At 64.5% G+C, this 21,893-nt stretch carries 27 protein-coding genes; 14 read left to right on the top strand and 13 right to left on the bottom strand.

Translation table 11 applies throughout. The features are described from left to right. Positions 1–6: 6 nt before the first annotated feature. The gene (locus EO245_RS02490) at positions 7–1,608 is read left to right on the top strand and encodes an FMN-binding glutamate synthase family protein (protein ID WP_128891449.1); all 1,602 of its coding nucleotides are present in this window, start codon (positions 7–9) and stop codon (positions 1,606–1,608) included. Between the two features lie 7 nt (positions 1,609–1,615). Here EO245_RS02490 and EO245_RS02485 read toward each other — a convergent pair whose 3' ends face one another. Next, positions 1,616–2,008, bottom strand: coding sequence for a BLUF domain-containing protein (locus EO245_RS02485; RefSeq protein ID WP_164931247.1), 393 nt, complete (start codon positions 2,006–2,008; stop codon positions 1,616–1,618). Between the two features lie 100 nt (positions 2,009–2,108). Here EO245_RS02485 and EO245_RS02480 point away from each other — a divergent pair, with 100 nt between their 5' ends. Next, positions 2,109–2,513, top strand: coding sequence for a nuclear transport factor 2 family protein (locus EO245_RS02480; RefSeq protein WP_128891447.1), 405 nt, complete (start codon positions 2,109–2,111; stop codon positions 2,511–2,513). On the opposite strand, the gene EO245_RS02475 is transcribed toward EO245_RS02480, so the two are convergent. The 4 genes from EO245_RS02475 to hemE all read right to left on the bottom strand — a co-directional run bounded on the left by EO245_RS02475 (position 2,505) and on the right by hemE (position 5,971). Further along, on the bottom strand, positions 2,505–3,032 hold the full coding sequence (locus EO245_RS02475; RefSeq protein ID WP_128891446.1) for an AAA family ATPase: 528 nt from the start codon (positions 3,030–3,032) through the stop codon (positions 2,505–2,507). The two genes, EO245_RS02480 and EO245_RS02475, sit on opposite strands and share 9 nt — an antisense overlap. A gap of 13 nt (positions 3,033–3,045) precedes the next feature. Beyond that, the gene (gene rho / locus EO245_RS02470) at positions 3,046–4,311 is read right to left on the bottom strand and encodes a transcription termination factor Rho (RefSeq protein WP_128891445.1); all 1,266 of its coding nucleotides are present in this window, start codon (positions 4,309–4,311) and stop codon (positions 3,046–3,048) included. A gap of 154 nt (positions 4,312–4,465) precedes the next feature. Then, the gene (locus EO245_RS02465) at positions 4,466–4,912 is read right to left on the bottom strand and encodes a CopD family protein (protein ID WP_128891444.1); all 447 of its coding nucleotides are present in this window, start codon (positions 4,910–4,912) and stop codon (positions 4,466–4,468) included. 33 nt (positions 4,913–4,945) lie between these two features. Further along, entirely contained in the window at positions 4,946–5,971 is a 1,026-nt protein-coding gene (gene hemE / locus EO245_RS02460; RefSeq protein WP_128891443.1) for a uroporphyrinogen decarboxylase, read from the bottom strand. Between the two features lie 325 nt (positions 5,972–6,296). On the opposite strand from hemE, the gene EO245_RS02455 reads away from it, so the two are divergent. From EO245_RS02455 to EO245_RS02410, 10 genes are all read left to right on the top strand, one after another. After that, positions 6,297–7,142 (top strand): pyruvate, water dikinase regulatory protein, encoded by an 846-nt coding sequence (locus EO245_RS02455; protein WP_128891442.1) that lies wholly within the window; start codon positions 6,297–6,299, stop codon positions 7,140–7,142. Continuing rightward, a complete protein-coding gene (locus EO245_RS02450) occupies positions 7,139–7,750 on the top strand; it encodes a nucleoside triphosphate pyrophosphatase (RefSeq protein WP_128891441.1) in 612 nt (203 codons plus the stop codon). Before EO245_RS02455 ends, EO245_RS02450 begins: the two co-directional genes overlap by 4 nt. Continuing rightward, positions 7,747–8,607: a shikimate dehydrogenase gene (gene aroE / locus EO245_RS02445; protein WP_128891440.1), complete on the top strand. Its 861-nt coding sequence runs from the start codon at positions 7,747–7,749 to the stop codon at positions 8,605–8,607. The genes EO245_RS02450 and aroE overlap by 4 nt, the downstream gene beginning before the upstream one ends. Beyond that, the gene (coaE, locus tag EO245_RS02440; RefSeq protein WP_128891439.1) at positions 8,604–9,209 is read left to right on the top strand and encodes a dephospho-CoA kinase; all 606 of its coding nucleotides are present in this window, start codon (positions 8,604–8,606) and stop codon (positions 9,207–9,209) included. Before aroE ends, coaE begins: the two co-directional genes overlap by 4 nt. 61 nt (positions 9,210–9,270) lie before the next feature. Continuing rightward, positions 9,271–9,957, top strand: a complete 687-nt coding sequence (gene dnaQ, locus EO245_RS02435; protein ID WP_128891438.1) for a DNA polymerase III subunit epsilon — start codon at positions 9,271–9,273, stop codon at positions 9,955–9,957. 41 nt (positions 9,958–9,998) lie between these two features. Further along, entirely contained in the window at positions 9,999–10,562 is a 564-nt protein-coding gene (gene hpf, locus EO245_RS02430) for a ribosome hibernation-promoting factor, HPF/YfiA family (RefSeq protein WP_128891437.1), read from the top strand. 147 nt (positions 10,563–10,709) lie between these two features. Further along, complete coding sequence (locus tag EO245_RS02425) at positions 10,710–11,171, top strand: PTS sugar transporter subunit IIA (protein WP_128891436.1); 462 nt, start codon at positions 10,710–10,712, stop codon at positions 11,169–11,171. After that, positions 11,158–11,625 (top strand): PaaI family thioesterase, encoded by a 468-nt coding sequence (locus tag EO245_RS02420; protein WP_128891435.1) that lies wholly within the window; start codon positions 11,158–11,160, stop codon positions 11,623–11,625. The genes EO245_RS02425 and EO245_RS02420 overlap by 14 nt, the downstream gene beginning before the upstream one ends. 10 nt (positions 11,626–11,635) lie before the next feature. Next, positions 11,636–11,971 carry a DUF1491 family protein gene (locus EO245_RS02415; RefSeq protein ID WP_128891434.1) on the top strand — a complete coding sequence of 112 codons (336 nt, stop codon included), beginning with the start codon at positions 11,636–11,638 and terminating at the stop codon, positions 11,969–11,971. A 206-nt stretch (positions 11,972–12,177) separates the two neighbouring features. Continuing rightward, positions 12,178–12,837, top strand: coding sequence for a cell wall hydrolase (locus EO245_RS02410; protein ID WP_128891433.1), 660 nt, complete (start codon positions 12,178–12,180; stop codon positions 12,835–12,837). A gap of 63 nt (positions 12,838–12,900) precedes the next feature. On the opposite strand, the gene xth is transcribed toward EO245_RS02410, so the two are convergent. From xth to EO245_RS02395, 3 genes are all read right to left on the bottom strand, one after another. Beyond that, positions 12,901–13,698 carry an exodeoxyribonuclease III gene (xth, locus tag EO245_RS02405; protein WP_128891432.1) on the bottom strand — a complete coding sequence of 266 codons (798 nt, stop codon included), beginning with the start codon at positions 13,696–13,698 and terminating at the stop codon, positions 12,901–12,903. 143 nt (positions 13,699–13,841) lie between these two features. Beyond that, positions 13,842–14,171 (bottom strand): iron-sulfur cluster insertion protein ErpA, encoded by a 330-nt coding sequence (erpA, locus tag EO245_RS02400; RefSeq protein ID WP_128891431.1) that lies wholly within the window; start codon positions 14,169–14,171, stop codon positions 13,842–13,844. A gap of 31 nt (positions 14,172–14,202) precedes the next feature. Continuing rightward, a complete protein-coding gene (locus EO245_RS02395) occupies positions 14,203–14,634 on the bottom strand; it encodes a CBS domain-containing protein (RefSeq protein ID WP_128891430.1) in 432 nt (143 codons plus the stop codon). A 126-nt stretch (positions 14,635–14,760) separates the two neighbouring features. Between EO245_RS02395 and EO245_RS02390 the strand changes: the two genes are divergently transcribed. Further along, positions 14,761–15,054 carry a hypothetical protein gene (locus EO245_RS02390; protein WP_128891429.1) on the top strand — a complete coding sequence of 98 codons (294 nt, stop codon included), beginning with the start codon at positions 14,761–14,763 and terminating at the stop codon, positions 15,052–15,054. Here EO245_RS02390 and EO245_RS02385 read toward each other — a convergent pair. From EO245_RS02385 to EO245_RS02365, 5 genes are all read right to left on the bottom strand, one after another. After that, entirely contained in the window at positions 15,051–15,443 is a 393-nt protein-coding gene (locus EO245_RS02385; RefSeq protein ID WP_128891428.1) for a ferredoxin, read from the bottom strand. The genes EO245_RS02390 and EO245_RS02385 overlap by 4 nt on opposite strands. Further along, positions 15,440–17,587 carry a S9 family peptidase gene (locus EO245_RS02380; RefSeq protein WP_234026937.1) on the bottom strand — a complete coding sequence of 716 codons (2,148 nt, stop codon included), beginning with the start codon at positions 17,585–17,587 and terminating at the stop codon, positions 15,440–15,442. The genes EO245_RS02385 and EO245_RS02380 overlap by 4 nt, the downstream gene beginning before the upstream one ends. A gap of 70 nt (positions 17,588–17,657) precedes the next feature. Continuing rightward, positions 17,658–18,122: a DUF2497 domain-containing protein gene (locus tag EO245_RS02375; RefSeq protein WP_128891427.1), complete on the bottom strand. Its 465-nt coding sequence runs from the start codon at positions 18,120–18,122 to the stop codon at positions 17,658–17,660. A 29-nt stretch (positions 18,123–18,151) separates the two neighbouring features. Further along, on the bottom strand, positions 18,152–19,642 hold the full coding sequence (locus EO245_RS02370; RefSeq protein WP_128891426.1) for a TolC family outer membrane protein: 1,491 nt from the start codon (positions 19,640–19,642) through the stop codon (positions 18,152–18,154). Position 19,643: 1 nt separating this feature from the next. Beyond that, a complete protein-coding gene (locus tag EO245_RS02365; protein WP_234026936.1) occupies positions 19,644–20,222 on the bottom strand; it encodes a protein-L-isoaspartate O-methyltransferase in 579 nt (192 codons plus the stop codon). Positions 20,223–20,363: 141 nt separating this feature from the next. Between EO245_RS02365 and EO245_RS02360 the strand changes: the two genes are divergently transcribed. Continuing rightward, complete coding sequence (locus EO245_RS02360) at positions 20,364–21,890, top strand: fumarate hydratase (RefSeq protein ID WP_199798670.1); 1,527 nt, start codon at positions 20,364–20,366, stop codon at positions 21,888–21,890. Positions 21,891–21,893 lie beyond the last annotated feature (3 nt).

The raw sequence follows: 21,893 nt of genomic DNA, 5'->3' as shown, positions 1-21,893 counted from the left end.
AAGGCAGTGCGTATCCTCGCGCCGCGTTACCTCGTACCGCTCCTGCTCATCGCTTTGTGCGCGGGAGCCTACGGGCTCGGCACGATCTGGCGTCCGGCTGTGTGGTTGCTCATCCTGCTGGTGCCGCTCGCGCTGATCGCGGTGTGGGATTTCTTCCAGCCTAATCATGCACTTAGGCGGAACTATCCGCTGATAGCACGGATCCGCTGGATCATGGAAGACCTGCGCCCCTTCGCGCAGGCCTATATCGTCGAGGATGACCTCGAAGGGCGTCCTTTCAGCCACCAGGCACGCGCGCTGGTCTATGCGCGGGCGAAGGGCGAGCTCGATTCCCATCCCATGGGGACCGAGCTTGACGTCTATTCCGACGAATACGAGTGGCTCGGCCATTCGATCGAGCCGAACGAGGGTGTGCCGGAGTACTGGCGGCTCGATATCGGCGGCCCGGATTGCACGAAGCCCTACTCGAGCGCGCTGCTCAACATCTCCGCGATGAGTTTCGGCTCGCTGTCGGCACGGGCAATCGAAGCGCTCAACCTCGGCGCGAAGATGGGCGGGTTTGCGCACAATACCGGCGAAGGCAGCATCAGCCGCTATCACCGCGCGCATGGCGGGGACCTGATCTGGGAAATCGGCAGCGGCTATTTCGGCTGCCGGCGCAGCGATGGCGGTTTCGATCCCGACCAGTTCACCGACCGGGCGAGCGCCGATCAGGTCAAGATGATCGAAATCAAGCTCAGCCAGGGCGCGAAACCCGGCCATGGCGGCGTCCTGCCCGGAACCAAAGTGACCAAGGAAATCGCCGAGGCACGCGGCATTCCCGAAGGCGAAGACTGCAATTCGCCGGCGGCGCATTCGACCTTCTCCACGCCGATCGAAATGCTCGAATGGATTGCTGAGCTGCGCCGAATGTCGGGCGGAAAGCCGGTCGGCATCAAGCTGTGCGTCGGCCAGCCGCACGAGATTTTCGCCATGACCAAGGCGATGCTCGAAACGGGCATCACGCCCGACTTCATTACCGTCGACGGAGCCGAAGGCGGGACGGGCGCGGCACCGCTTGAGCTGTCGAACAGCGTCGGCATGCCGCTGCGCGAAGGGATGGTCTTCGTGCGCAACGCACTGGTCGGCACGGGCCTCAAGAGCCGGGTGAAGATCGCCTCGTCGGGCAAGCTCCATTCGGGCGCGCAGATGGCCAAGGCCTTCGCCATGGGCGCGGACTGGTGCAATGCCGCCCGCCCCTTCATGTTCTCGCTCGGCTGCGTGCAATCGATGGCTTGCCATACCGGCAATTGCCCGACCGGCGTCGCGACACAGAAAGCCTGGCGTCAGCAGGGCCTGATCGTCGAGGACAAGGGGCCGCGCGTCGCCCGGTTCCAGCGCCAGACGGTCAAATCCCTGCGCGAGATCGTCATCGCCATGGGTTTGCAGAGCCCGTGGGAAATCCGCCCGATGGACATGCGAGAGCGCATCAATGGCGCCCGCTCGGACGCGATCGACAAGATCTATCCCTTTATCGAGGAAGGTGCGTTGCTGGAAAATCCGGAAGCCACCGCCTTCGCGCGGCATTGGAAGGCCGCGCAGGCGACGAGCTTCCGCCGCGCCGTGTGAGCGCCGGCTAGTTCAGGATCGCGAAGTTCAGGATCGTCTCGCGGATCCTGCGCTGCAAATTGTCCGGAAGCTCGGCTTCGAGCTTCGCGCGCCGAGCATCGACATCGTCGGCGATCTGGACGTGCCGCATCGTCCAGTCGGGACAGCTGCGTTCATCGACCGCAATATCGGCGAGGCGCGAGATACCGCTGTGCCGTTTGTCGCTGCTGATCTTGCGCATGACCCAGAACAGGTCTGCCGCATCGCCTTCGAGCAACTGCATGAAATTGCGACCGTTGTAGAGCAGCAGGCCGGTGACGTCCCGCTTCTCGTTGTTGCGCTTGCATGCCTCGAGAATGTTCTCGATTTCCTCCCGCGGCAGGCCGGGTGCCGTGCTGATGTAGAGATATTGGCGCAACATGGCCGCAGGAATAGCGCGACCGGTTCGAAAGGCAAGTTTGCGCCATGGTGGACAGCAATCCCGCCCTGCTCCATGACCGTGCCGAAGGAAGGGGACGAACATGACTGCACGCGAAGGCCTGGAACGCTGGCACGAGGTAATCGATGGCGGCAGCACCCGCGAGGGGCTGGAATCGATCATCCATAAGGACGCGGTGTTCCACTCGCCCGTCGTCCACACGCCGCAGCGCGGGCGCGATATCGTGGTCGCCTATCTCTCGGCAGCGGGCAGTACGCTGGGCAACGACAGTTTCGCCTATGTCCGCACGCTGGTCGATGGCGAGAACGCCATGCTCGAATTCACCACCGAGATGGACGGTATCCACGTCAACGGCATCGACCTCATCCGCTTCGACGAGGATGGCATGATCACCGATTTCAAAGTGATGGTGCGGCCCCTGAAGGCGGTCAACAAGGTGTGGGAGCAGATGGCCGCGATGCTCGAAAAGATGAAGGCCTCACAATAGGCCGAGCATGAAGGCGACCCGCTCCTCGACCGGGGCTAGCGGCAGGTCTATCAACTCGTAGCCGAAGCGGCGCCAGGCATCAGAGACGGCGGCATCGCTTTCGACTGCCTCCTGCCATGTCTGGATGCGCTCTTCGTCGCCGCGATAGATGTCGCGCCATGGCGGGGCACGGAAGATCGGCCCGTCGTAGCGGTAGTCGCGGCAGATACGCTCGATAGCTTCGGGAATGTCGAGGCCTTCGACTGCGAGGAAACCCGCAATATCGGGAAAGCCGCGGTCGAAAATCGTCAGCCCGCCCGAAGAATGCGCACGCTGCCAGGAGGCAAGCTCGGCATCGAGCATGGCGTGGGCGAAACCGTGCGGATCATCCGCTCGCAGGGCCATGCCGCCCTGCCCCTGCAGGATCGCGCGGGCGACTTCGGGTTCGACCCGCTCGCCGCGCCGCGCCAGTTCATCGAGCAGGGTGGATTTGCCCGCGCCGGGCCCGCCGGTAATGACAACCTTGCGAGCGCCGGCCACGGGAATGCAAACCTTACTGGTTCATCGTTTCGAAGAAGTCCTCGTTGGTCTTGGAATCCTTCATCTTGTCGAGGAGGAATTCCATCGCGTCGACCGTGCCCATCTGCATGAGGATGCGGCGCAGGACCCACATCTTCGACAGCTTGTCCTTCTCGACCAGCAGCTCTTCCTTGCGGGTGCCGGACTTGCCGACGTCGAGCGCCGGGAAGATGCGCTTGTCGGCGACCTTGCGGTCGAGGACGATTTCGCTGTTACCCGTGCCCTTGAATTCCTCGAAGATGACTTCGTCCATGCGGCTGCCGGTATCGATCAGCGCGGTGGCGATGATGGACAGCGAGCCGCCTTCCTCGATGTTGCGCGCTGCACCGAAGAAACGCTTCGGACGCTGGAGGGCGTTCGCATCGACACCGCCGGTCAGCACCTTGCCCGAGCTCGGGACGACAGTGTTGTAGGCGCGGCCGAGACGGGTGATGGAATCGAGCAGGATGACGACGTCGTGCTTGTGCTCGACGAGGCGCTTGGCCTTCTCGATGACCATTTCGGCGACCTGGACGTGACGGTTTGCCGGCTCGTCGAAGGTCGAGGAGATCACCTCGCCCTTCACCGAGCGCTGCATGTCGGTGACTTCCTCCGGACGCTCGTCGACGAGCAGGACCAGCAGGAAGACTTCCGGGTGGTTGTCGGTAATCGCCTTGGCGATGTTCTGCAGGAGCACCGTCTTACCGGTACGCGGCGGCGCGACGATCAGTGCGCGCTGGCCCTTGCCCTGCGGCGAGATGATGTCGATCACGCGGGCCGACTTGTCCTTCACCGTCGGATCGAGCGTGTCGAGCGACAGCTTCTCGTCCGGATAGAGCGGCGTCAAATTGTCGAAATTGGTCCGCATGCGAACCGCTTCGGGATCGTCGAAATTGACCTTGGAGAGGCTGGTCAGCGCGAAATAGCGCTCGCCATCCTTGGGTGCGCGGATTTCGCCTTCGACCGTGTCGCCGGTGCGCAGGCCCCATTTGCGGATCTGGTTCGGCGAAACATAGATGTCGTCGGGACCGGCGAGGTAGTTGGCTTCGGGCGAGCGCAGGAAGCCGAAGCCGTCCTGCAGCACCTCGATGGTGCCGATGCCCATGATCTGTTCTTCGTATTCCTCGTCGTCGGCCAGCTCGCGCAGGATGCAGAACATGAGGTCCTGCCGGCGCATGGTGCTGGCGCCTTCGACGCCGAGTTCTTCGGCCATGCTCACGAGCTCGGCCGGGGTTTTCGCTTTGAGGTCTTTGAGATGCATAGTGGTATTCCAGTGGGGTGTGGCCGGCAGGTCGTGAGGGGCTTGGAGAAAGCAGACCCGGCTTCAGTATGAGTCGGAAGCTCAACCGGTTGATGTGTGTGCAAATACGCCTGACGCCGGGCCTCGTCAATTGATCAGCGGCTCGGCGTATCGGTCAGAACGGGCGGACAATCGCAAGCACGACGACGACTGCCGCGGCAAGGCCGGGCACCTCGTTCAAGAGGCGCAGCTTCCTGCCTTCGAGAGTCCGCTCGCCACGCGCCAGCTTCTTCGCATAGCCGCTCATCCAGCCGTGGTAGCCGGATAGCGCGAGCACGAAGAGCAGCTTGGCGTGGAACCAACCCTCGACATATGCGCCGGTGACCCAAGCCAGCAGCAGGCCGAGCGCCCAGACGATAATCATCGAGGGCAGGAGGATGATCTTGAGCAGGCGCCGCTCGCGCTCGATCCATACGCCGTCGGCATCGCTACCGGCAGGACCGTCTTCCTGGTGGTAGACGAAAAAGCGCGGCAGCATGAACAGGCCCGCCATCCAGAAGATGACGAAGATGATGTGTCCGGCCTTCAGCCAGGGATAGATCGAGGCGAGAAATTCAAGCATCGCGATTGCGTCTAGGACCTATGGCCCGGCGCGTCACCCCCTCCACTCGCGCACGAAGGCGACGAGGCGTTCGACATTCTCGATCGGGGTGAACTGGCCGATACCATGGCCGAGATTGAAGACATGGGGACGCTCCGCGAACGCTTCAAGCACGGCGCGGGTGGCCGCATCCTGCGCTTCGCCGCCTGCCATCAGCACCAGCGGGTCGAGATTGCCCTGCACCGGCATGCCTTCGGGCAGGTTCGCCGCAGCCCATACCGGATCGACCGTCTCGTCGATGCCGGCTGCGTCCACCCCGGTCTCGCGCATATAGGCGGGCAGTTTCTCGCCCGCGCCCTTGGGAAAGCCGATGATCGGAACATCGCCGCAGCGTTCGCGCAGGCGCGAGACGATCGCGGCATTGGGCGCAATGACCCAGCGTTCGAATTCGCGCGGGGCAAGGCTGCCCGACCAGCTGTCGAACAATTGCACCGCTTCCGCCCCGGCGCGGATCTGTCCTTCGAGATAGCCGACGGTCACATCGACGATCCGCTCGATAATCGCTGCGAAGGCCGCGGTGTCGCGATAGGCCATTTCGCGCGTCGCGTGCTGGTCGCGGCTGCCCTCGCCCGCCACCATGTAGGTCGCGACGGTCCACGGGCTCCCGGCAAAGCCGAGCAGCGTCGTCTCGGGACCGAGAGCCGCCTTCACCTTGGCGACCGTCTCGTAGATCGGCGAAAGGCGATCGGGTACCGGCTCGAGGCTCAAGAGCGCATGGTCGACCAGCGTGGGCGAGAGCTTGGGCCCTTCGCCGGCAAGGAATTCCAGCTTCTGGCCCATCGCATAGGGCACGATCAGGATATCGGAGAACAGGATCGCCCCGTCGAACCCGAAGCGCCTGATCGGCTGCAGCGTCACTTCCGCCGCCCCGTCGCTATCGTAGACCAGGTCGAGGAACCCGCCCTTCTCCGCCCGCAAGGCACGGTATTCGGGCAGGTAGCGACCGGCCTGGCGCATAAGCCAGAGCGGGACCTGCTCAGCGCGTTTTCCGCGCAGGGTTTCGAGAAGCGAACCGGGCATCGAGGGGTCCTTAAAACAATAAATAGATATTTATAAAAGGATTGAAGGAGTCTGTTGGCCCTGTGGAAACTGGGGACAGGCGGCCCCTGCCCGATTTCTCCCGGGTTGAACAGGGTCTGGACACCCTTGCGAATCCGCACGAACCTTGAGTCAAAGATTCTTTCTCCCCGTTTTCCCCAGCCTGTCGAGAAGCTTGCCGGGCTGGAGAAAAAAAGCCGATCGAAGGACTCGTAGCGGGCACGGTTTTCCTGCCCGAACTTGTCGTCAGGGATATCCCGTGGTTTATGCCGCGCATTGTCCACAAGCCGGATAGGCGACTGCGCGCGTGAACCGACTCCACCTGCACCTGGTATCCGATTCCACCGGCGAAACGCTGGAAATGGTCGCCAAGGCCGCGCTCGCCCAGTTCGAGGATGCGGACATCGTGCGCCATTTCTGGCCGATGGTCCGCTCGCGCCAGCACCTCGACCGGATCGTCCCCGAGCTTGCGGCCAATCCCGGGCTTGTCCTGTTCACCCTGGTCAATCCGGAAACGCGTGCGCGACTGGAAGATCACTGCCGCCAGCTTGCGCTGCCCGCCGTACCTGCGCTCGATGCGGTGACCGAGGCGCTGGAATCGCAGCTCGGGCAGGAAGCGCATGGTCGTCCCGGTCGCCAGCACCTGATGGACGATGCCTATTTCCGCCGCGTCGATGCGATCCACTACACGATCGCGCATGACGACGGGGTCGGGTGGGAGAACTGGGAGGAAGCGGACATCGTGCTTGCCGGGGTATCGCGTACCTCGAAGACGCCGACCAGCATCTACCTCGCCAATCGCGGGTACAAGACTGCGAATATCCCGTTGGTGGTCGAGAGCCCGCCGCCCAAGAAGCTGTTCGAGCTGAAGAAGCCGCTGGTCGTCGGGCTGACCACCGCGCCAGAGCGGCTTGTGCAGATCCGCCGCAACCGGCTCCTCAGCCTCAACGAGGCGACCGAGACGTCCTATGTCGACAACGACAGGGTGAAGTCGGAAGTGCAATTCGCCCGCCGCATGTTTGCCGACAACGGCTGGCCAGTAATCGACGTCACCCGCCGCTCGATCGAGGAGACGGCCGCTGCGGTCATCCGCCTCAAGAGCGAGCGCGAGCGGCGCGGCGAGGACCTGTTCGAAGGCAGCAAGCCGATATGAGCGTCTCGCCGCTCCAGCCTCGCTCCTTCGTGCTGGCGTCCAAAAGCGCCTCGCGCCGCGCGATGCTCGATGCGCTTGGCCTGGCCTACGAGAGCATCCCGGCCAACGTCGACGAGCGCGCGCTCGAAGCGGAGATGGAAGGCGCACCGGCGGAAGAGATCGCGCAGGCGCTTGCAGTGGCGAAAGCGGCCGATGTGGCGCGCACGCATGGCGATGCAATCGTGCTCGGCAGCGACTCCCTCGTCGAAGTCGAGGGCCGCCGGTTCGACAAGCCTTCATCGCGCGAAGATGCGGCAAGCCATTTGCGCTTCTTCTCCGGCAAGACCATCCAGCTCCATAGCGCAGCCGCCCTCATGCGCGGCGAGCAGGTGCTGTGGGTCGGCCACGACCGCGCGGCGCTCAGCGTGCGAGAACTGAGCGAGGAATTCATCGCCGCCTATCTCGATGCCGAATGGCCCGAGGTCGGATATTGCGTCGGCGTCTTCCGGATCGAGGCGCTCGGCCCGCACCTGTTCGAAACCATCCGCGGCGACCAGTTCACGGTCCTCGGCATGCCCCTGCTGCAGGTGCTCGAGGCCCTGCGCGAAGAGGGCGTGGTCGCGCGATGAGCAAGCGTCCCTATGCCGAGGTGATCGGCGATCCGATCGCGCAATCGAAATCGCCTGCAATCCACGGCCACTGGCTGCGTGAGAGTGGGATCGAAGGCGACTACCGCGCGCAGCATGTCACTGCCGAGGGTCTCGCGGACTATCTCGGCGAGCGCCGGAGCGACCCGGACTGGCGTGGGTGCAATGTTACCATGCCGCACAAGCAGGCGATCATTCCGCTGCTCGACCGGCTCGATCCGCTTGCCCGAAAGATCGGCGCGGTGAATACCGTCGTGCGCGGAGCCGACGGGACGCTGACCGGCTACAACACCGACGCGGCGGGTTTCCTCGAGCCGCTCGGCGAAGAGCTGGGCAAGCCGCACCTCTTTCGCATGGCGCGCATCCTTGGCACAGGCGGTGCGGCGCGGGCTATCGTCGCTGCGCTGTCGGAAGCGGGATTCACTCTCGTCCTTGCCGGTCGCAACCCGGACAAGGCGCGTGCGATGCTCGACGAGCTCGCGCCCGGCGGCGAACATCATGCGATCGCGCTCGATCACTTTGGCGCTGCGACCGATTTCGTCTTCGACGACCGCGAGGGCATTTTCGACCTCGTGGTGAATGCAAGCCCGCTCGGCATGACGGGCCAGCCCGCCCTCGCCTTCGATCTCTCGCATGCGCCGCCCGGCAGCCTTGTCTACGATATCGTAACTGCGCCGCGCCGAACCCCGCTGCTCGACGCGGCCAGCAAGCAGGGTTTTGCGACGATCGAAGGTCTCGCCATGCTTATCGGACAGGCGCGCGCCGCTTTCCGCCTGTTCTTCGGCGAAACCCCGCCGCGCGAGGGCGATGCGGCATTGATGGAGGAATTGTCCCGATGACCAGACCGCGCATTATCGGCCTCACCGGCTCGATCGGCATGGGCAAGTCGACCGTCGCCGAGATGTTCGAGCGCGCCGGCGTCCCCGTGTTCGATGCCGATGCCGAAGTGCGCGCGATGCAGGGCGCAGGCGGCGAGCTGATCGATGCGATCGAGGCCGAGTTTCCCGGATCGACCGGCCCGAACGGGGTCGAGCGCGATGCGCTGGGCAAGCTGGTGTTCGGCGACAAGACCGCCCTCGCCCGGCTCGAAGCGATCGTCCACCCCGCCGTCGCCCGCAAGCGCGAGGCATTTTTGATCGAGCACGCTGGTGCGCCAATCGTCGTGTTCGACATCCCCCTCCTGTTCGAGAAGGGCGGACACGAGGCGGTCGATAGCGTCGTCGTGGTATCAGCGCCTGCAGAGGTCCAGCGCGAGCGCGTCCTTGCACGCGAGAACATGACGCCGGAGAAATTCGCGCACATCCTCTCGCTCCAGGTGCCCGACGCGGAAAAGCGCGCGCGGGCCGACCATGTGATCGATACCGGTCTCGCGCTCCATGAAACCGAGGCACAGGTGCACAACCTCATTCCGAAGCTGGCCGAAGCGCCGCGCAAGGATTGATGCGCAAAAATTGATTTCAGGCCCCTTGTGCGACGCGCATTTGAGTCCGATAACCTGACCAATGCGTGAAATTGTTTTCGACACGGAAACCACCGGCCTCGACCCCAAGACGGGCGACCGGATGGTCGAAATCGGCTGCGTCGAAATGGTCAACCGGGTGGCGACCGGCGAAACCTACCACGCCTATTTCAATCCGCAGCGCGACATGCCCGCAGGCGCCGAGGCCGTGCACGGCCTGTCGAGCGCCTTCCTGTCCGACAAGCCGCTGTTCGCCGAACTGGCGGACGAACTGCTCGCCTTTCTCGGCGATGCGCCGCTGGTTGCGCATAATGCGGGCTTCGACTTCGGCTTCCTCAACAACGAGCTCGCCCTGATCGAGCGCGAGCCGATCTCGCTCGACCGGATGGTCGATACCGTCGCAATCGCGAAGAAGCGCCATCCCGGCGCGAAGCTTTCGCTCGATGCGCTGTGCACCCGCTACGGGATCGATCGCAGCCACCGCGTGAAGCACGGCGCGCTGCTCGACGCCGAATTGCTCGCACAGGTCTATGTCGAATTGACCGGCGGGCGGCAGATCGGCCTCGAACTCGCTGCCGAGACGATCGAGGTGACGCAGGAGATCACTTCGGTCACCACGCGCATCGAACGCACATTCAGGGCGCCGCGCCCCCATTCCGCATCCGCAGAGGAACTGGAGCGGCATCAGGCGTTTATCAAGAAAATGGAGTCACCGATCTGGAGTGACTGAGACGGGATCGCCGACAGGACAGGACTACAAGAGGAGCGACTATGGATATCCGCATTTCGGGCCACCAGGTCGAAACGGGCACGGCCCTTCAGGAGCATGCGTCCGACCGTCTCAACGGTATCGTCGAGAAGTACTTCAACCGCGCGATCTCCTCGCATGTGACGTTCGGCAAGGCTCCGGCAGGCGCGTTCAGCTGCGATATCGTCACCCATGTGATGCAGGGCACTATCGTGAAGGGCCATGCCGAGGCGCATGATGCGCACCAGGCGCTCGACCAGGCTGCGGCCAAGATCGACAAGCAGCTGCGCCGCTACAAGCGCCGCCTCAAGGATCGCCACGAACAGGCCGATCATGCCGCGCGCGAGGAAGAGGCAGCCTATACCATTTTCGCCGCCGAAGAGGTCGAGACGGAAGAAGCGCCCGACGCACCGCCGATCATTGCGGAGACCAAGGTCGACATCCCCGAAGCGAGCGTTGCCGATGCGGTGATGATGCTCGATTTGCGCAATACGAATGCACTGTTTTTCAAAAATGCTGGCACTGGCAGGCACAATATGGTCTACCGCCGCCACGACGGATCGATCGGCTGGGTCGAACCGCATTGAGCCCCGCTGACGCTACGGCGTCGCGGGCTTCCACCGGATGGATCGACCGGGAGCAGGGGGCCGAGGCCACCCGGTATTCCATTCCAATTGGGACGCATGCTAAGCTCGCGCAAGACGGGCCAAGTGACTGGATCGTAAGACTAAATCATGGACGCCTACTTCCGACTTCTTCCCGATGCCGTGTGCATGGGGTCGGCCACCAACAAGCAGTCGATACTCGAGATTCTCGCCGACATGTTCGCGCGGAACTATGCGGTGGACCGCGACGCGGTTCTCGAATCGCTACAGGAGCGCGAGGCGCTGGGCAGCACCGGATTCGGGCGCGGCGTAGCGATTCCCCATGCGCGCATCGAAGGTTTGAACCGGCCGGTGGCAGTCCTGCTCAAGCTCGAGACCCCGGTCGATTTCGCTGCGGCGGACGGCATGTCGGTCGATCTCGTCTTCGGCCTGCTCTCTCCCGAGAATGCGGGCGTCGGCCACCTCCATGCACTGGCCGCGATCTCGCGCCTCGTGCGCGACGAGGCGACGCACCAGGCGCTGTCCGATGCGACCAGCCCGGAGGCGCTCTTCGCCCTGCTGACAAATGTTTCGGACCGTGACGTCGCCTGACGATCCCGCCACCGGAGCCGAGCTCCACTTTCGGGCGCTGGAGAAGCTCTACGCCTCCGCGCCGGTCAACGACCTGTTCGATTCAAAGCTCGAGATCACCGCTCGCGGCAAATCGCGGCTGGTTTTCAAGGTTACCCCGCAGTCGTTCCACGCGGCAGGCGCCGCGCATGGGACGATCTATTTCAAGATGCTCGACGATGCGGCCTTCTACGCCGCCAACACGCTGGTGACCGATCGCTTCCTGCTGACCACCTCCTTCAACCTCCATTTCACCAAGCCGGTGCGCGAGGGCGAGGTCGTTGCGGAAGGGCAGTGGATCAGCGGCAAGCGCCGGGTCTTCGTCGCCGAATCGCGGCTGGTCGATGCCGAGGGCGATGAGATCGGCCGCGGCACGGGCACCTTCATGCGCTCGCACATCCCGCTCTCCGGCCTGCCCGGCTACCAGTTCGACTGAAGCGCCGCCGGTGGACGAGCGTCTTCCCGCCCATATCGAGGTAAACGGCCTGATTCGCGCGGTGCAGGCTGCAGGGGGTTTCGCGACCGTTCTCGCAAAGGGTGAACGCGATGCCGGCACGATATTAATCGTGACGTTGCAAAATGGCACGAATGCAAGGCTTTACGAGCGCATGCCGCAGCTCGACGGGTCGCGAAAATTCGTCCTTACGCGCGAGCAGGACGCTGAAAAACCACAGGAATTCAACGAATATATCGCCAAGCGCAGTGCGCAGGACAGCGATCTATGGATCGTGGAGCTGGATGTCGCGGATGCGGAACGTTTTGTCGCAGTGCAGCATGACTGACTTGACTTAATTTCAATTGAAACTATTTGGCCGCCTCGACGAACCGAGTGCGCAGGCGGTTCGGGCGGCAATTCGGTCGCTCGGCTAGCACGCAGACGGGGAACAGCCGGCAGGCTGCAATCGAACCCAACTTTCCTTATCGCAATCAACGCGAACCGGGTTCCAGCCTGCGCCAGTGTCTGTTCACCGCTCAATGACCAGGTACGATGAGTCGTAAGACCCACCTCACCGGCGCGGTCGCAATTGGTGCGACCCTCATTGCCGGGATTGCCAGCGCGGAGATTTCCGGCGCGAACGCCCAGGCGGCGATCGAACAGGAAGCAGTCGAGGCACAGGCGACCGCAGAGGTCGTGCCCGCATTTGTCTCGGAAGAAGTGGTCCAGCCGCTCCCGGACGAAACCGAAACGAATTCACAGGACGCAACCGAGGCAAGCGACGCCCCCCAGGCGGATTCGCTGCACGAGCTCGTGTCCCAGATCGACGCCCCGCAGTCGCTTTCGCGCGAAATGGAATGCCTTGCCGGCACCGTATATTTCGAATCGCGCGGCGAACCGCTCGCAGGCCAGCTGGCCGTTGCGCAGGTGGTCATCAACCGTGCTGAATCGGATGTGTTCCCGGAAAGCTATTGCGGTGTCGTTCACCAGCGCAAGCAGTTCTCCTTCATCCGCGGCGGCCGCATGCCGAACATCGCGCGCTCGACCGACGCGTGGCAGCGCGCGAAGAAGATTGCACGCATCGCGCACGAAGGGCTGTGGGACAGCGAAGCGAAGGATTCGCTCTATTTCCACGCCAACTACGTGAGCCCGCGCTGGGCCCGCACGAAGCAGGCGCGCGCGACGATCAAGACGCACACCTTCTACCGGTAACCGGCCCCTGGACGGGACCAGATACGGGCCTCGCTCCCCAACCGGAGCGGGGCCCGTTTTCCGTTATCCGGCGATTTCGACCCAGACGGGCGTGTGATCGCTCGCTTTCTCGCGGCCGCGATATTCCTTGTCGACGCCGACGGCGGTCATGCGATCGGCCAGTTCCGGGCTGAGCAGAAGGTGGTCGATGCGGAAGCCGTGGTCGCGCTGCCATGCGCCGGCCTGGTAATCCCAGTAAGTCCACACTCCGCCGCGCGGGTTGAGCGTATCGACCGCATCGGTCCAGCCGTCGCCGAGTAGGCGGAAATAGGCATCGCGCGATTCCGGCTGCATCAGCGCATCGGATGCCATCGCCTTGGGCGACCAGACATCCTTGTCTTCCGGGATGACATTGTAGTCGCCGGCAACGACCGCCGGGATTTCCTGCGCCCATAGCTCGGCCATGCGTTCGCGCAGGCGCTTCATCCAGGCGAGCTTGTAGTCGAACTTCGGCCCCGGATGCGGATTGCCGTTGGGCAGGTAGATACAGGCGATGCGCACGCCGTTCACATCGGCTTCGAGATAGCGCGCCTGCTCGCCTTCGCCTTCTTTCGGGCCGTCGATACCGAGCCCGCGCTGCGTTTCGACCGGCCCATCGGGTACGACATTCGCATCGACGAGGATCGCAACGCCGTTGAAGCTCTTCTGACCGTGCCAGATCGCCTTGTAGCCGATCTCCTCGAATTCCCCGGCCGGGAAGTTTTCGTCCATCGACTTGATTTCCTGCAGGCAGGCGACTGTCGGACGCGTTTCCTCGAGCCATTCCTTGAGGCGCGGCAGGCGGGCCTTGATCCCGTTGATGTTGTAGGTGGCGATCTTCATGCGCCGCTTCATGCCTGAACGAGCGACGAGGGTCTAAGAGTCTTTTTGCGCTCGCGACCTATTTGGTGAGCAAATGCCTCCGCGGGGGCGGCCTGATCGGCCGGCCCGCGGTCGCGCTTGCGGCCCTCGTCAGACTTGAATGACTAGATACCGAAGCTGGAGCCGCAGCCGCAGCCGGCGGCGGCATTGGGGTTCTCGACGCGGAACGCCGCGCCGCCCAGCGATTCGACGAAATCGACCACGCTTCCGCCGACGAGGTCGAGGCTGACCGGATCGACCACCAGCTTCACGCCGGCCGTCTCGCTCACCGCGTCGTCACCCTCGGCCGTTTCGGCGAGGTCGAACTTGTACTGGAAGCCCGAACAGCCCCCGCCTTCGACGGACAGGCGCAGGATCGCGGGCTTGCCCTGCTTCTCGGCAATCCACGCCACGCGCTTTGCGGCGGCATCGGTCAATGTGAGCACTTCGGCCATGCAGCCCATTTAGGAGCGCCCGCGCGCCTCCTCAAGCGGTCTGGATATATTCGCGCAGCGCTTCGGCCTCGTGCGAGACTTCGTCGATACGCGATTTCACGAGATCGCCGATCGAGATGAAGCCGCGCATGTGGCCGTTTTCGACCACCGGAAGGTGGCGGATGCGGCGCCGCGTCATCAGGCCGAGCGCTTCGAGCACGGTCGTGCGGGTCTCGACCGTGATGGCAGGCGCGGTCATCACCTCGCCGACGGTCCTCTCGAGGAAAGCCGCGCCTTCGTCCGCCATGCGGTAGACGACGTCGCGCTCGGAGAAGATCCCGGCAACCTGCCCCGCCCGCATGACCGGGATCGCCCCGATGCGTTTCTCGGCAAGCATGGCGATTACGCGGCTGACCGGCATGTCGACCTCGCAGGTAACGACATCGCTGCTGGCGCGACCGGCGATGAGTTGGGCGATTTCCATCTGGCGGGACCTCCTTTCCCTTTCGCGGATTGTGCCACGGAAAGCCCGATTCCCCAAACCGCCTGCCCCGCGGCGTCCAATCGCGGGTTGAAAGCGGCGAACGACATGCGCATGAGGCTGCCCGAAATGATTCCCAAGTCCCCCCTCGACGACCCGGAAAGCGCGGCATACGCCTGGGCGCGCTATCGCCGGATCATGCGCTTCATGCTGCTGGTGACCATCGGTGTCGTCGCGCTCGCGATCGCCCTGCTCTACGACGGCGAAAGCGAGGCCTCGGTGCATTATTACATCGCGATCGCGCTCGGCATCGGGTTCTCGATGCTGCTTGCCGGAGGTTTGATGGGGCTGATTTTCCTCTCCAGCGGGACGGGCCACGACGAAAGCGTGACCGACCTGATGGAAGACGAGGATCGGCGCTAGGCGGCGTCGGGACCGCGCAGGCGATAATCCTCGACCGGATTGCCGCCGATCAGGTGCTCCTGGATGATCCGCTCGAGCACCTCGGGCGAGCAGCTATGGTACCAGACACCGTCGGGCCAGACGACGGCGATCGGGCCCATCGCGCAGACCTGCAGGCAATCCGCCTTGGTACGCTGGATGCCGCCCGAGCCATCGTCCTGCTTCGGCCCGGCCAGCCCCAGTTCCTTGAGGCGGGTTTTCAGATAGCCCCAGGCGAGCTTGCCATCGTCGCGGCGGCAGCATTTCTGCTTTTCCGACACCGCGCACAGGAAGATGTGGCGATCGAGCGACTCACCGCCGATCTTGTCGAGCGCGCGGCGTGCCTTGCGGAGCTTTGCCTCCTTGCTCACTCGTCCGCGGGCTTCTCTTGCTTGAGCCAGCGGTCGAGCCAGGCGAAGACCGTGTTGTGCCACTGCAGCGAGTTCTTCGCGCCGAGCACCCAGTGGTTCTCTTCCGGGAAGACCAGCAGCTGCGAAGGAATGTTCCGCTCCTGCAGGACGGTGAAGCTCTGCAGGCCCTGCGTATAGGGCACGCGGAAGTCCTTCTGGCCGGTGATCACCAGCATCGGTGTCTGCCACTTGTCGACGTGGTTCACCGGGTTCCACTTTTCGTAGAGTTCGGCCTGCTCGGCATAGGAGCCGCCGAAGTCCCAGCGCGGGAACCACAGTTCCTCGGTCGAATAGTAGAAGCTGCGCATGTCGAACAGGCCGTCATGCTGGACGAGGCAGTCGAACCGGTCGGGCCACTGGCCGGCGATCCAGTTCATCATGTAGCCGCCATAGCTCGCGCCCATGGCGCAGGCGCGCGTGCCGTCGATCTGCGGGTCGAGCTCGAGCGCGGCGGCAAGGCCGAGTTTGAGGTCTTCGAGCGGCTTGCCGCCCCAGTCGCGGTTGATGCTGTCGGTGAATTCCTGCCCGTATCCGGTGCTGCCGTGGAAATCGACCGAGATGACCGCATAGCCCTGGCTCGCGACGACGCGCGGGTTCCAGCGGCTCGACCAGCCGTCGTTGAACGAGCCTTGCGGGCCGCCGTGGACGTAGAGGATCGCGGGCATCGGGCCCTCATGGCCCTCGAGCTTGGTGATCTGGCCCCATACCGTATCGCCATTCGCGCCCGGGAAATTGAAGCGCGTGGTCACGACCGAAGCGCGCTCGCCGAGGATGGCGGTGCCGATGTCGGTCAGCGGACGGGCCTGTTTCCAGTTGGTCGACAGGAACAGCTCGCGCGGGCTGCTGATCGCGTCGCGAGTGAACAGCAGGCGCTTGTTCGGCAGCGGGGTGACCGTGCCGATATGCGCTTCATTGCCGGCCATCAGGTCGAGCTTCTCGACCTTGCCGCTACGCGGATCGATCCGGAAAGCCGGTGTATCGAGCACGTCCTGCGCCGTGGCGACGATCCAGCGCGAATCCGGCGTCCAGGCGAGCGAGCCGAAGCTGCGATCGAAGCTTTCGGTCAGCGCGCGCGTTTCGCCGGTGCGCAGGTCGCGCAATTTCACGACCAGGCGGTCGGATTCGTAGTTCGGCCGCGCCATGGCCAGCCAAGCGAGGTAGCGGCCGTCGGGCGAGGGCGTGGGCGCGGTATCGTAGGCGGGGTTGTCCGCCGTGATGTTGACCGGTGCGGCTGCATCGAGCGCGCTCCACCAGATCTCGGTATTGGTCGACATCGGCTCGTCGGCACCGGCGCGGCGCGCAACGAACCAGATGCCGGAGGAATCGGTCGCCCAGGCGATTTCCTCGTCACCGCCGAACGGCTTGGTCGGAGTGTCGCCGATGAGGTCGCTGTCGGCGAGCGCGCCGTCCATCGCAGCGCCGTCGCCGACTGCCGCGCCATCTTCCAGGCCGAAGACGAACACGCGGCTGTAGGTGCCCGGCGTCTCCCACTGGTCCCAATGGCGGTAGAACCCGCCGTTACCTTCATACAGACGACCGTCGCCCGGGCCGGGCAGATGCGCCTTCCCGTCGTTCTCGCAGCCGAATTTCTCGCATTCCCGGGCAATTTCGGCCCAGACGGCGATCTTGCTGGCATCGGGAGCGAGCTTGAAGCCCTCGATGCCGTTGTGCGGATCGAGCACCAGCATCGGGCCGGTCATGTTGCCGTTCGCTTCGAGCGCGACGCGCCAGACGCGGGCATAGCTGTCGTCTTCGCCTTCACCGTCGAGCGGGCGGTCGGACAGGAAGTAGAGCCAGTTGTCGCTGCCGAACTGGAGCGACCAGGCACTGCCGCGAAGATCGAGGAGCACCGGATCGGCGTCGAGATCGGCAAGATCGCGCAGGTACCAGCTTGTGCTGCGCGCGTAGCTTTCCGGATTGGTGTCGGTCACGCCGTAGACTGCGTAGCGTCCGTCCCCGGTCACGACCGGCGCACCGAGGCGCGGCATGGTGACGAGGTCCTTGGCGCTCATCGCCGGGCGCGTTTCCGCGTGGTCGTCGGCAGCGGCAGGAACCGAAATGGCAAGCGCCGCAAGCGAGGCGGCTATCCCGAATGCTTTGATCATGCGCGCGCAGTTACCCGCTCGCCGGGCGAGCGCCAAGCGGTTTTGCAGCAGCGTCGAAGTGTGGGCGGCGTCAGCCGCGCTTGCCGGCGATGCGGCTGATTTCCTCGCGGACGAGCTTCTCGACCATGCCCGGCAGGTTCTTGTCGAGCCATTCGGCGAGCATCGGACGCAGCATTTCGCGCACCAGCCCTTCGAGCGAGGTTTCGCCCGAGCGAACGATCTGCGGCTGCGCGCCGGGCTCGGCCAGCATGGCGAGTGCAGCGAGGTTTTCGCGCATGGAGGCGCGCGCCGATTCGGTGATCAGCGCTTCTTCGCCCTCATCTTCGTCATCGGCTTCCTCGACGAATTCGGCAGCACCGAGATCGAGGATTTCTTCCGCCTCTTCGGCATCGGCTGGTTCGGGCAGGTGCTCGGCAACGCCCTCGCGCTCGCGCTTCTGGCGCAGCGTGCGCGCGCCTTCGCGATTGTCGCGTGCGATGACCTTCTTGATGGATTCGAGGATTTCCTCGACCGACGCTTCGCCGTCCTGGCGCATGACCCTTTGCCCCCGATGTGGCCGGTGAATCAGTTCCCGGCCGGTGAATCGTTTGCCGGAATCTCCGCCGTAGGGGCCGGAATGTCAACGGTTCTCGTGGACTTGGCTTCCGGCGCAGGGTCGCGGTCCCAGTCCCAGATACGCCCGCTCACCCGGTCGTAATTGACCACCGGGTCGTAGAGCACGCCCTCGTCGTCGAGGCCGAGATCGCGCGCTTCGGCGCGGCCCATTGCGGCCAGCAGCGAGAAGCCTGCGACATAGGCATTGCGCCGCGCGGTGACGAGCTGGACGCGCGACTGCAGCAGTTCCTGCTCGGCATTGAGCACGTCGAGGATGGTGCGGTTGCCGATCGAGTTTTCCGCGCGAACGCCTTCGAGGCTGAGCTCGGCGGCATCGACTGCCGTTTGCGAGCTTTCGATGATCGCATTGGCCGCAAGCCAGCTCGAATAGGCGGCGCGGGTCTGCGCGATCGCTTCGCGTTCGGCGGCGATGACCTGCTCGAAGGCTGCCGAGGCGCGCGCGGTCGCCTGGCGCTGGAGCGCGGCGGGACGGCCGCCTTGGAAGATCGGGATGCGCAGCGAAATACCGGCCTGTGCAGCCGTGGCGGTCTGGTCGCTCGGCACGGTCGGGCTGTTGGGATCGTCCGGATCGAGCGGACGGTCGGCCACGCTGCCGAGGGTGTTCTGGTAGTCGTAGCCGGCGAAGACCGACAGGCGCGGCAGGCGCTGCGATCCGGCAACTTCGATGTCGTATCCGGCGGCCTGCGCCCTCTCGCGCGCGGCGATGATGTCGGGATTGTTCTCGAGCGCGTAGTCGACCGCCTCGTCCGCCGAGGCAGGCAGGCCGGGCAGCGGCGGAGGCGGCTGGAGATCGTCGGGCGCACTGCCGACGAGGCGGATGTAGGTCTCGCGTGCGGCAATCAAATTGGCCTGCGCCGAGCGAAGGTCGCTCTGTGCAAGCGAGAGGCGCGACTGCGACTGGGCGATGTCGGTGCGGGTAAGGTCGCCGATCTCGAAACGGTCGGTCGTCGCCTGGAGGTTCACCGCGAGCACGTCGACCTGATTCGCGTTGAGGCCGACGATCGCTTCATTGCGGATCACGTCCATATAGGCCGCGACCACCTGGCTGAAGAGCGCGCTCTCGATGCCGCGCAGGTCCGCCCTGCCGGCCGCGACGCGTTCCTTGGCCGCACGCACCGAGTTCCTGACCGCGCCGCCCGAATAGATCGGCACGGAAAGGTCGACACCGGCGGTCAGCACGCGGTCGGGGGTGAAGAAGCTGGTCGAGTTCTGGCGCAGGAACTCGGTCAGGGCGCCTGAGCCTTCGACAGCCGGCAGGCCCTGCGAGCGTTCGATCTGCACCGTCTCGTCGGTTGCGCGCTGCTGGGCGCGGGCCGCTTCGAGCGTCGGATTGGTGACATAGGCCTCAGCCAGCGCTTCGCGCAGCGTGTCGGCCTGTGCCGGGGTGGCAATGCAGGCTGCCCCGAGAAGCAGGGCTGTAATCCCCCCCGGTCGTATCATGTCAGAAGCTCCAGGCTTTCGGCTTGTCGAATTCGGAAAGGCGCGGGATGCCGATCTCGGCGAGCGGCAGCAGCGCGACATCGCTATTGGTCTTGCGACCGATGGCGAGGCGGGTGACGCCATCCCTGGACAGGCCGGTCACGATCCGGCCGCCATCGGCGATACGCTTTGCGAGATGCGGCGAGACTTCCTCGATCGCGCCGTCGACCAGCACGAGCGAATAGGTCTTGCGCTTGCTCGACTTGGCGGCAGCCTCTTCCGGATCGACCGTGTCGACCGAGGCGACCAGCGGGCGGACCAGCTCGGCGAGATAGCCGCTACCGGCATCGAAGATCAGAACGCTGTCGTCCGCAGACGGCTGCGCTTCGGCCAGCACCATACCGTAGAACAGCGGTGCGGCCATGCGGCGGCCATTGGCGAGCGGGATCGCGCGGTCGATATAGGCGACGTTGCGCGATGCTTCCGGCACGAAATCCTCGCGCGCGACGGTGCTCATGCGGGAGAGCACGAAATCCTCGTTCACGCCGCTGGTGCGCAGCTGGCTGTCGATCATCGCACGGCGGGCGGCTTCGAAATTCATAGTCATGTGTCTTACACCAATAACACAGTTGGTCAACGGCCCTCGCAATAGGCGCAAGAGGCTCATCGGCCAAGCGCTTTGACGCTAGGGGCGGGGCGGTTCTATGGGAGGCCGCAATCGACCGGAAGGAGTATGGATTCGATGAGCGACATGACAGTCATCCGCGAGAGCGACCTGATCGAGAGCGTGGCCGACGCCCTCCAGTTCATCTCCTACTACCACCCGATGGACTACATCCGTGCGCTGGGCGAAGCCTACGAGGCGGAGCAGGGCCCGGCGGCGAAGGACGCGATCGCGCAGATCCTGACCAACAGCCGCATGTGCGCCGAGGGCCACCGCCCGATCTGCCAGGACACCGGGATCGTCAACGTCTTCGTCAAATGGGGCCAGAACTGCCGCCTCGATTCGGCGATGAGCCTGCAGGACGTCGTCGATGAGGGCGTGCGCCGCGCCTACAATCATCCCGACAACAAGCTGCGCGCCTCGATTCTCGCCGACCCGGCCTTCACCCGCCGCAACACGCGCGACAACACGCCTTGCGTCCTCTCGGTCGAGATGGTGCCGGGCGACAGGGTCGACATCGATGTCGCGGCCAAGGGTGGCGGCAGCGAAAACAAGTCCAAGTTCAAGATGATGAACCCGAGCGACAATATCGTCGACTGGGTGATCGAGCAGATTCCCTCGATGGGCGCCGGCTGGTGCCCGCCGGGCATGCTCGGCATCGGTATCGGCGGCACGGCGGAGCATTGCATGAAGCTCGCCAAGCAGTCGCTGATGGACCCGATCGACATGGCGCAATTGAAGCAGCGCGGGCCCAAGACCGATATCGAGAAGCTGCGGATCGACATCTACGACGCGGTCAACGCGCAGGGTGTCGGTGCGCAGGGGCTTGGCGGGCTGTCGACCGTGCTCGACGTGAAAATCTACGATGCGCCCTGCCACGCAGCGGGCAAGCCGGTCGCGATGATCCCGAACTGCGCGGCCACCCGCCACGCGCATTTCACGCTCGACGGCAGTGGGCCTGCCTATCTCGAGCCGCCCAAGCTCGACGAATGGCCCGATGTGAACTGGCAGCCCGACAGCGCGGCCAAGCGCGTCAATCTCGATACGCTGACGCCGGAAGAAGTGGCGAGCTGGGATCATGGTGATCGCCTGCTGCTTTCGGGCAAGATGCTCACCGGGCGCGATGCGGCGCACAAGCGCATCCAGGACATGCTCGCCAAGGGCGAGGAGCTGCCCGTCGATTTCAAGGGCCGCGCGATCTACTACGTCGGCCCGGTCGACCCGGTGATGGGCGAGGTCGTCGGACCCGCCGGCCCGACCACCGCGACGCGGATGGACAAGTTCACCGAGATGATGCTCGACCAGGGCCTGCTCGCGATGATCGGCAAGGCCGAGCGCGGGGCCGATGCAGTCGACGTGATCAGCCGCTTCAAGGTCGCCTACCTGATGGCGACGGGCGGCGCGGCCTATCTCGTTGCCCGCGCGATCAAGGAAGCCAAGGTCGTCGGTTTCGAAGACCTCGGCATGGAAGCGATCTACGAATTCACGGTCGAGAACATGCCGGTCACCGTCGCGGTCGATGCGCAGGGCAACAACGTCCACACGCTCGCCCCGGCGCGCTGGAAGAAGAAGATCGCCGAGGAAGGCCTGCTCGAAACCTCATAGGGT

Source organism: Erythrobacter sp. HKB08 (genome assembly GCF_004114695.1).
GTDB lineage: Bacteria > Pseudomonadota > Alphaproteobacteria > Sphingomonadales > Sphingomonadaceae > Parerythrobacter_A.
Note: the sequence above shows the minus strand (reverse complement) of the source record. Positions and strands in the feature narration are given on the sequence as shown.

Coding starts and splice junctions, on each gene's coding strand:
- EO245_RS02485 (WP_164931247.1), bottom strand. CDS start 2,008: ATGTTGCGCCAATATCTCTACATCAGCACGGCACCCGGCCTGCCGCGG.
- EO245_RS02480 (WP_128891447.1), top strand. CDS start 2,109: ATGACTGCACGCGAAGGCCTGGAACGCTGGCACGAGGTAATCGATGGC.
- rho (WP_128891445.1), bottom strand. CDS start 4,311: ATGCATCTCAAAGACCTCAAAGCGAAAACCCCGGCCGAGCTCGTGAGC.
- EO245_RS02465 (WP_128891444.1), bottom strand. CDS start 4,912: ATGCTTGAATTTCTCGCCTCGATCTATCCCTGGCTGAAGGCCGGACAC.
- hemE (WP_128891443.1), bottom strand. CDS start 5,971: ATGCCCGGTTCGCTTCTCGAAACCCTGCGCGGAAAACGCGCTGAGCAG.
- EO245_RS02450 (WP_128891441.1), top strand. CDS start 7,139: ATGAGCGTCTCGCCGCTCCAGCCTCGCTCCTTCGTGCTGGCGTCCAAA.
- aroE (WP_128891440.1), top strand. CDS start 7,747: ATGAGCAAGCGTCCCTATGCCGAGGTGATCGGCGATCCGATCGCGCAA.
- coaE (WP_128891439.1), top strand. CDS start 8,604: ATGACCAGACCGCGCATTATCGGCCTCACCGGCTCGATCGGCATGGGC.
- dnaQ (WP_128891438.1), top strand. CDS start 9,271: ATGCGTGAAATTGTTTTCGACACGGAAACCACCGGCCTCGACCCCAAG.
- hpf (WP_128891437.1), top strand. CDS start 9,999: ATGGATATCCGCATTTCGGGCCACCAGGTCGAAACGGGCACGGCCCTT.
- EO245_RS02425 (WP_128891436.1), top strand. CDS start 10,710: ATGGACGCCTACTTCCGACTTCTTCCCGATGCCGTGTGCATGGGGTCG.
- EO245_RS02410 (WP_128891433.1), top strand. CDS start 12,178: ATGAGTCGTAAGACCCACCTCACCGGCGCGGTCGCAATTGGTGCGACC.
- xth (WP_128891432.1), bottom strand. CDS start 13,698: ATGAAGATCGCCACCTACAACATCAACGGGATCAAGGCCCGCCTGCCG.
- erpA (WP_128891431.1), bottom strand. CDS start 14,171: ATGGCCGAAGTGCTCACATTGACCGATGCCGCCGCAAAGCGCGTGGCG.
- EO245_RS02395 (WP_128891430.1), bottom strand. CDS start 14,634: ATGGAAATCGCCCAACTCATCGCCGGTCGCGCCAGCAGCGATGTCGTT.
- EO245_RS02390 (WP_128891429.1), top strand. CDS start 14,761: ATGATTCCCAAGTCCCCCCTCGACGACCCGGAAAGCGCGGCATACGCC.
- EO245_RS02380 (WP_234026937.1), bottom strand. CDS start 17,587: ATGATCAAAGCATTCGGGATAGCCGCCTCGCTTGCGGCGCTTGCCATT.
- EO245_RS02375 (WP_128891427.1), bottom strand. CDS start 18,122: ATGCGCCAGGACGGCGAAGCGTCGGTCGAGGAAATCCTCGAATCCATC.
- EO245_RS02370 (WP_128891426.1), bottom strand. CDS start 19,642: ATGATACGACCGGGGGGGATTACAGCCCTGCTTCTCGGGGCAGCCTGC.
- EO245_RS02365 (WP_234026936.1), bottom strand. CDS start 20,222: ATGAATTTCGAAGCCGCCCGCCGTGCGATGATCGACAGCCAGCTGCGC.
- EO245_RS02360 (WP_199798670.1), top strand. CDS start 20,364: ATGAGCGACATGACAGTCATCCGCGAGAGCGACCTGATCGAGAGCGTG.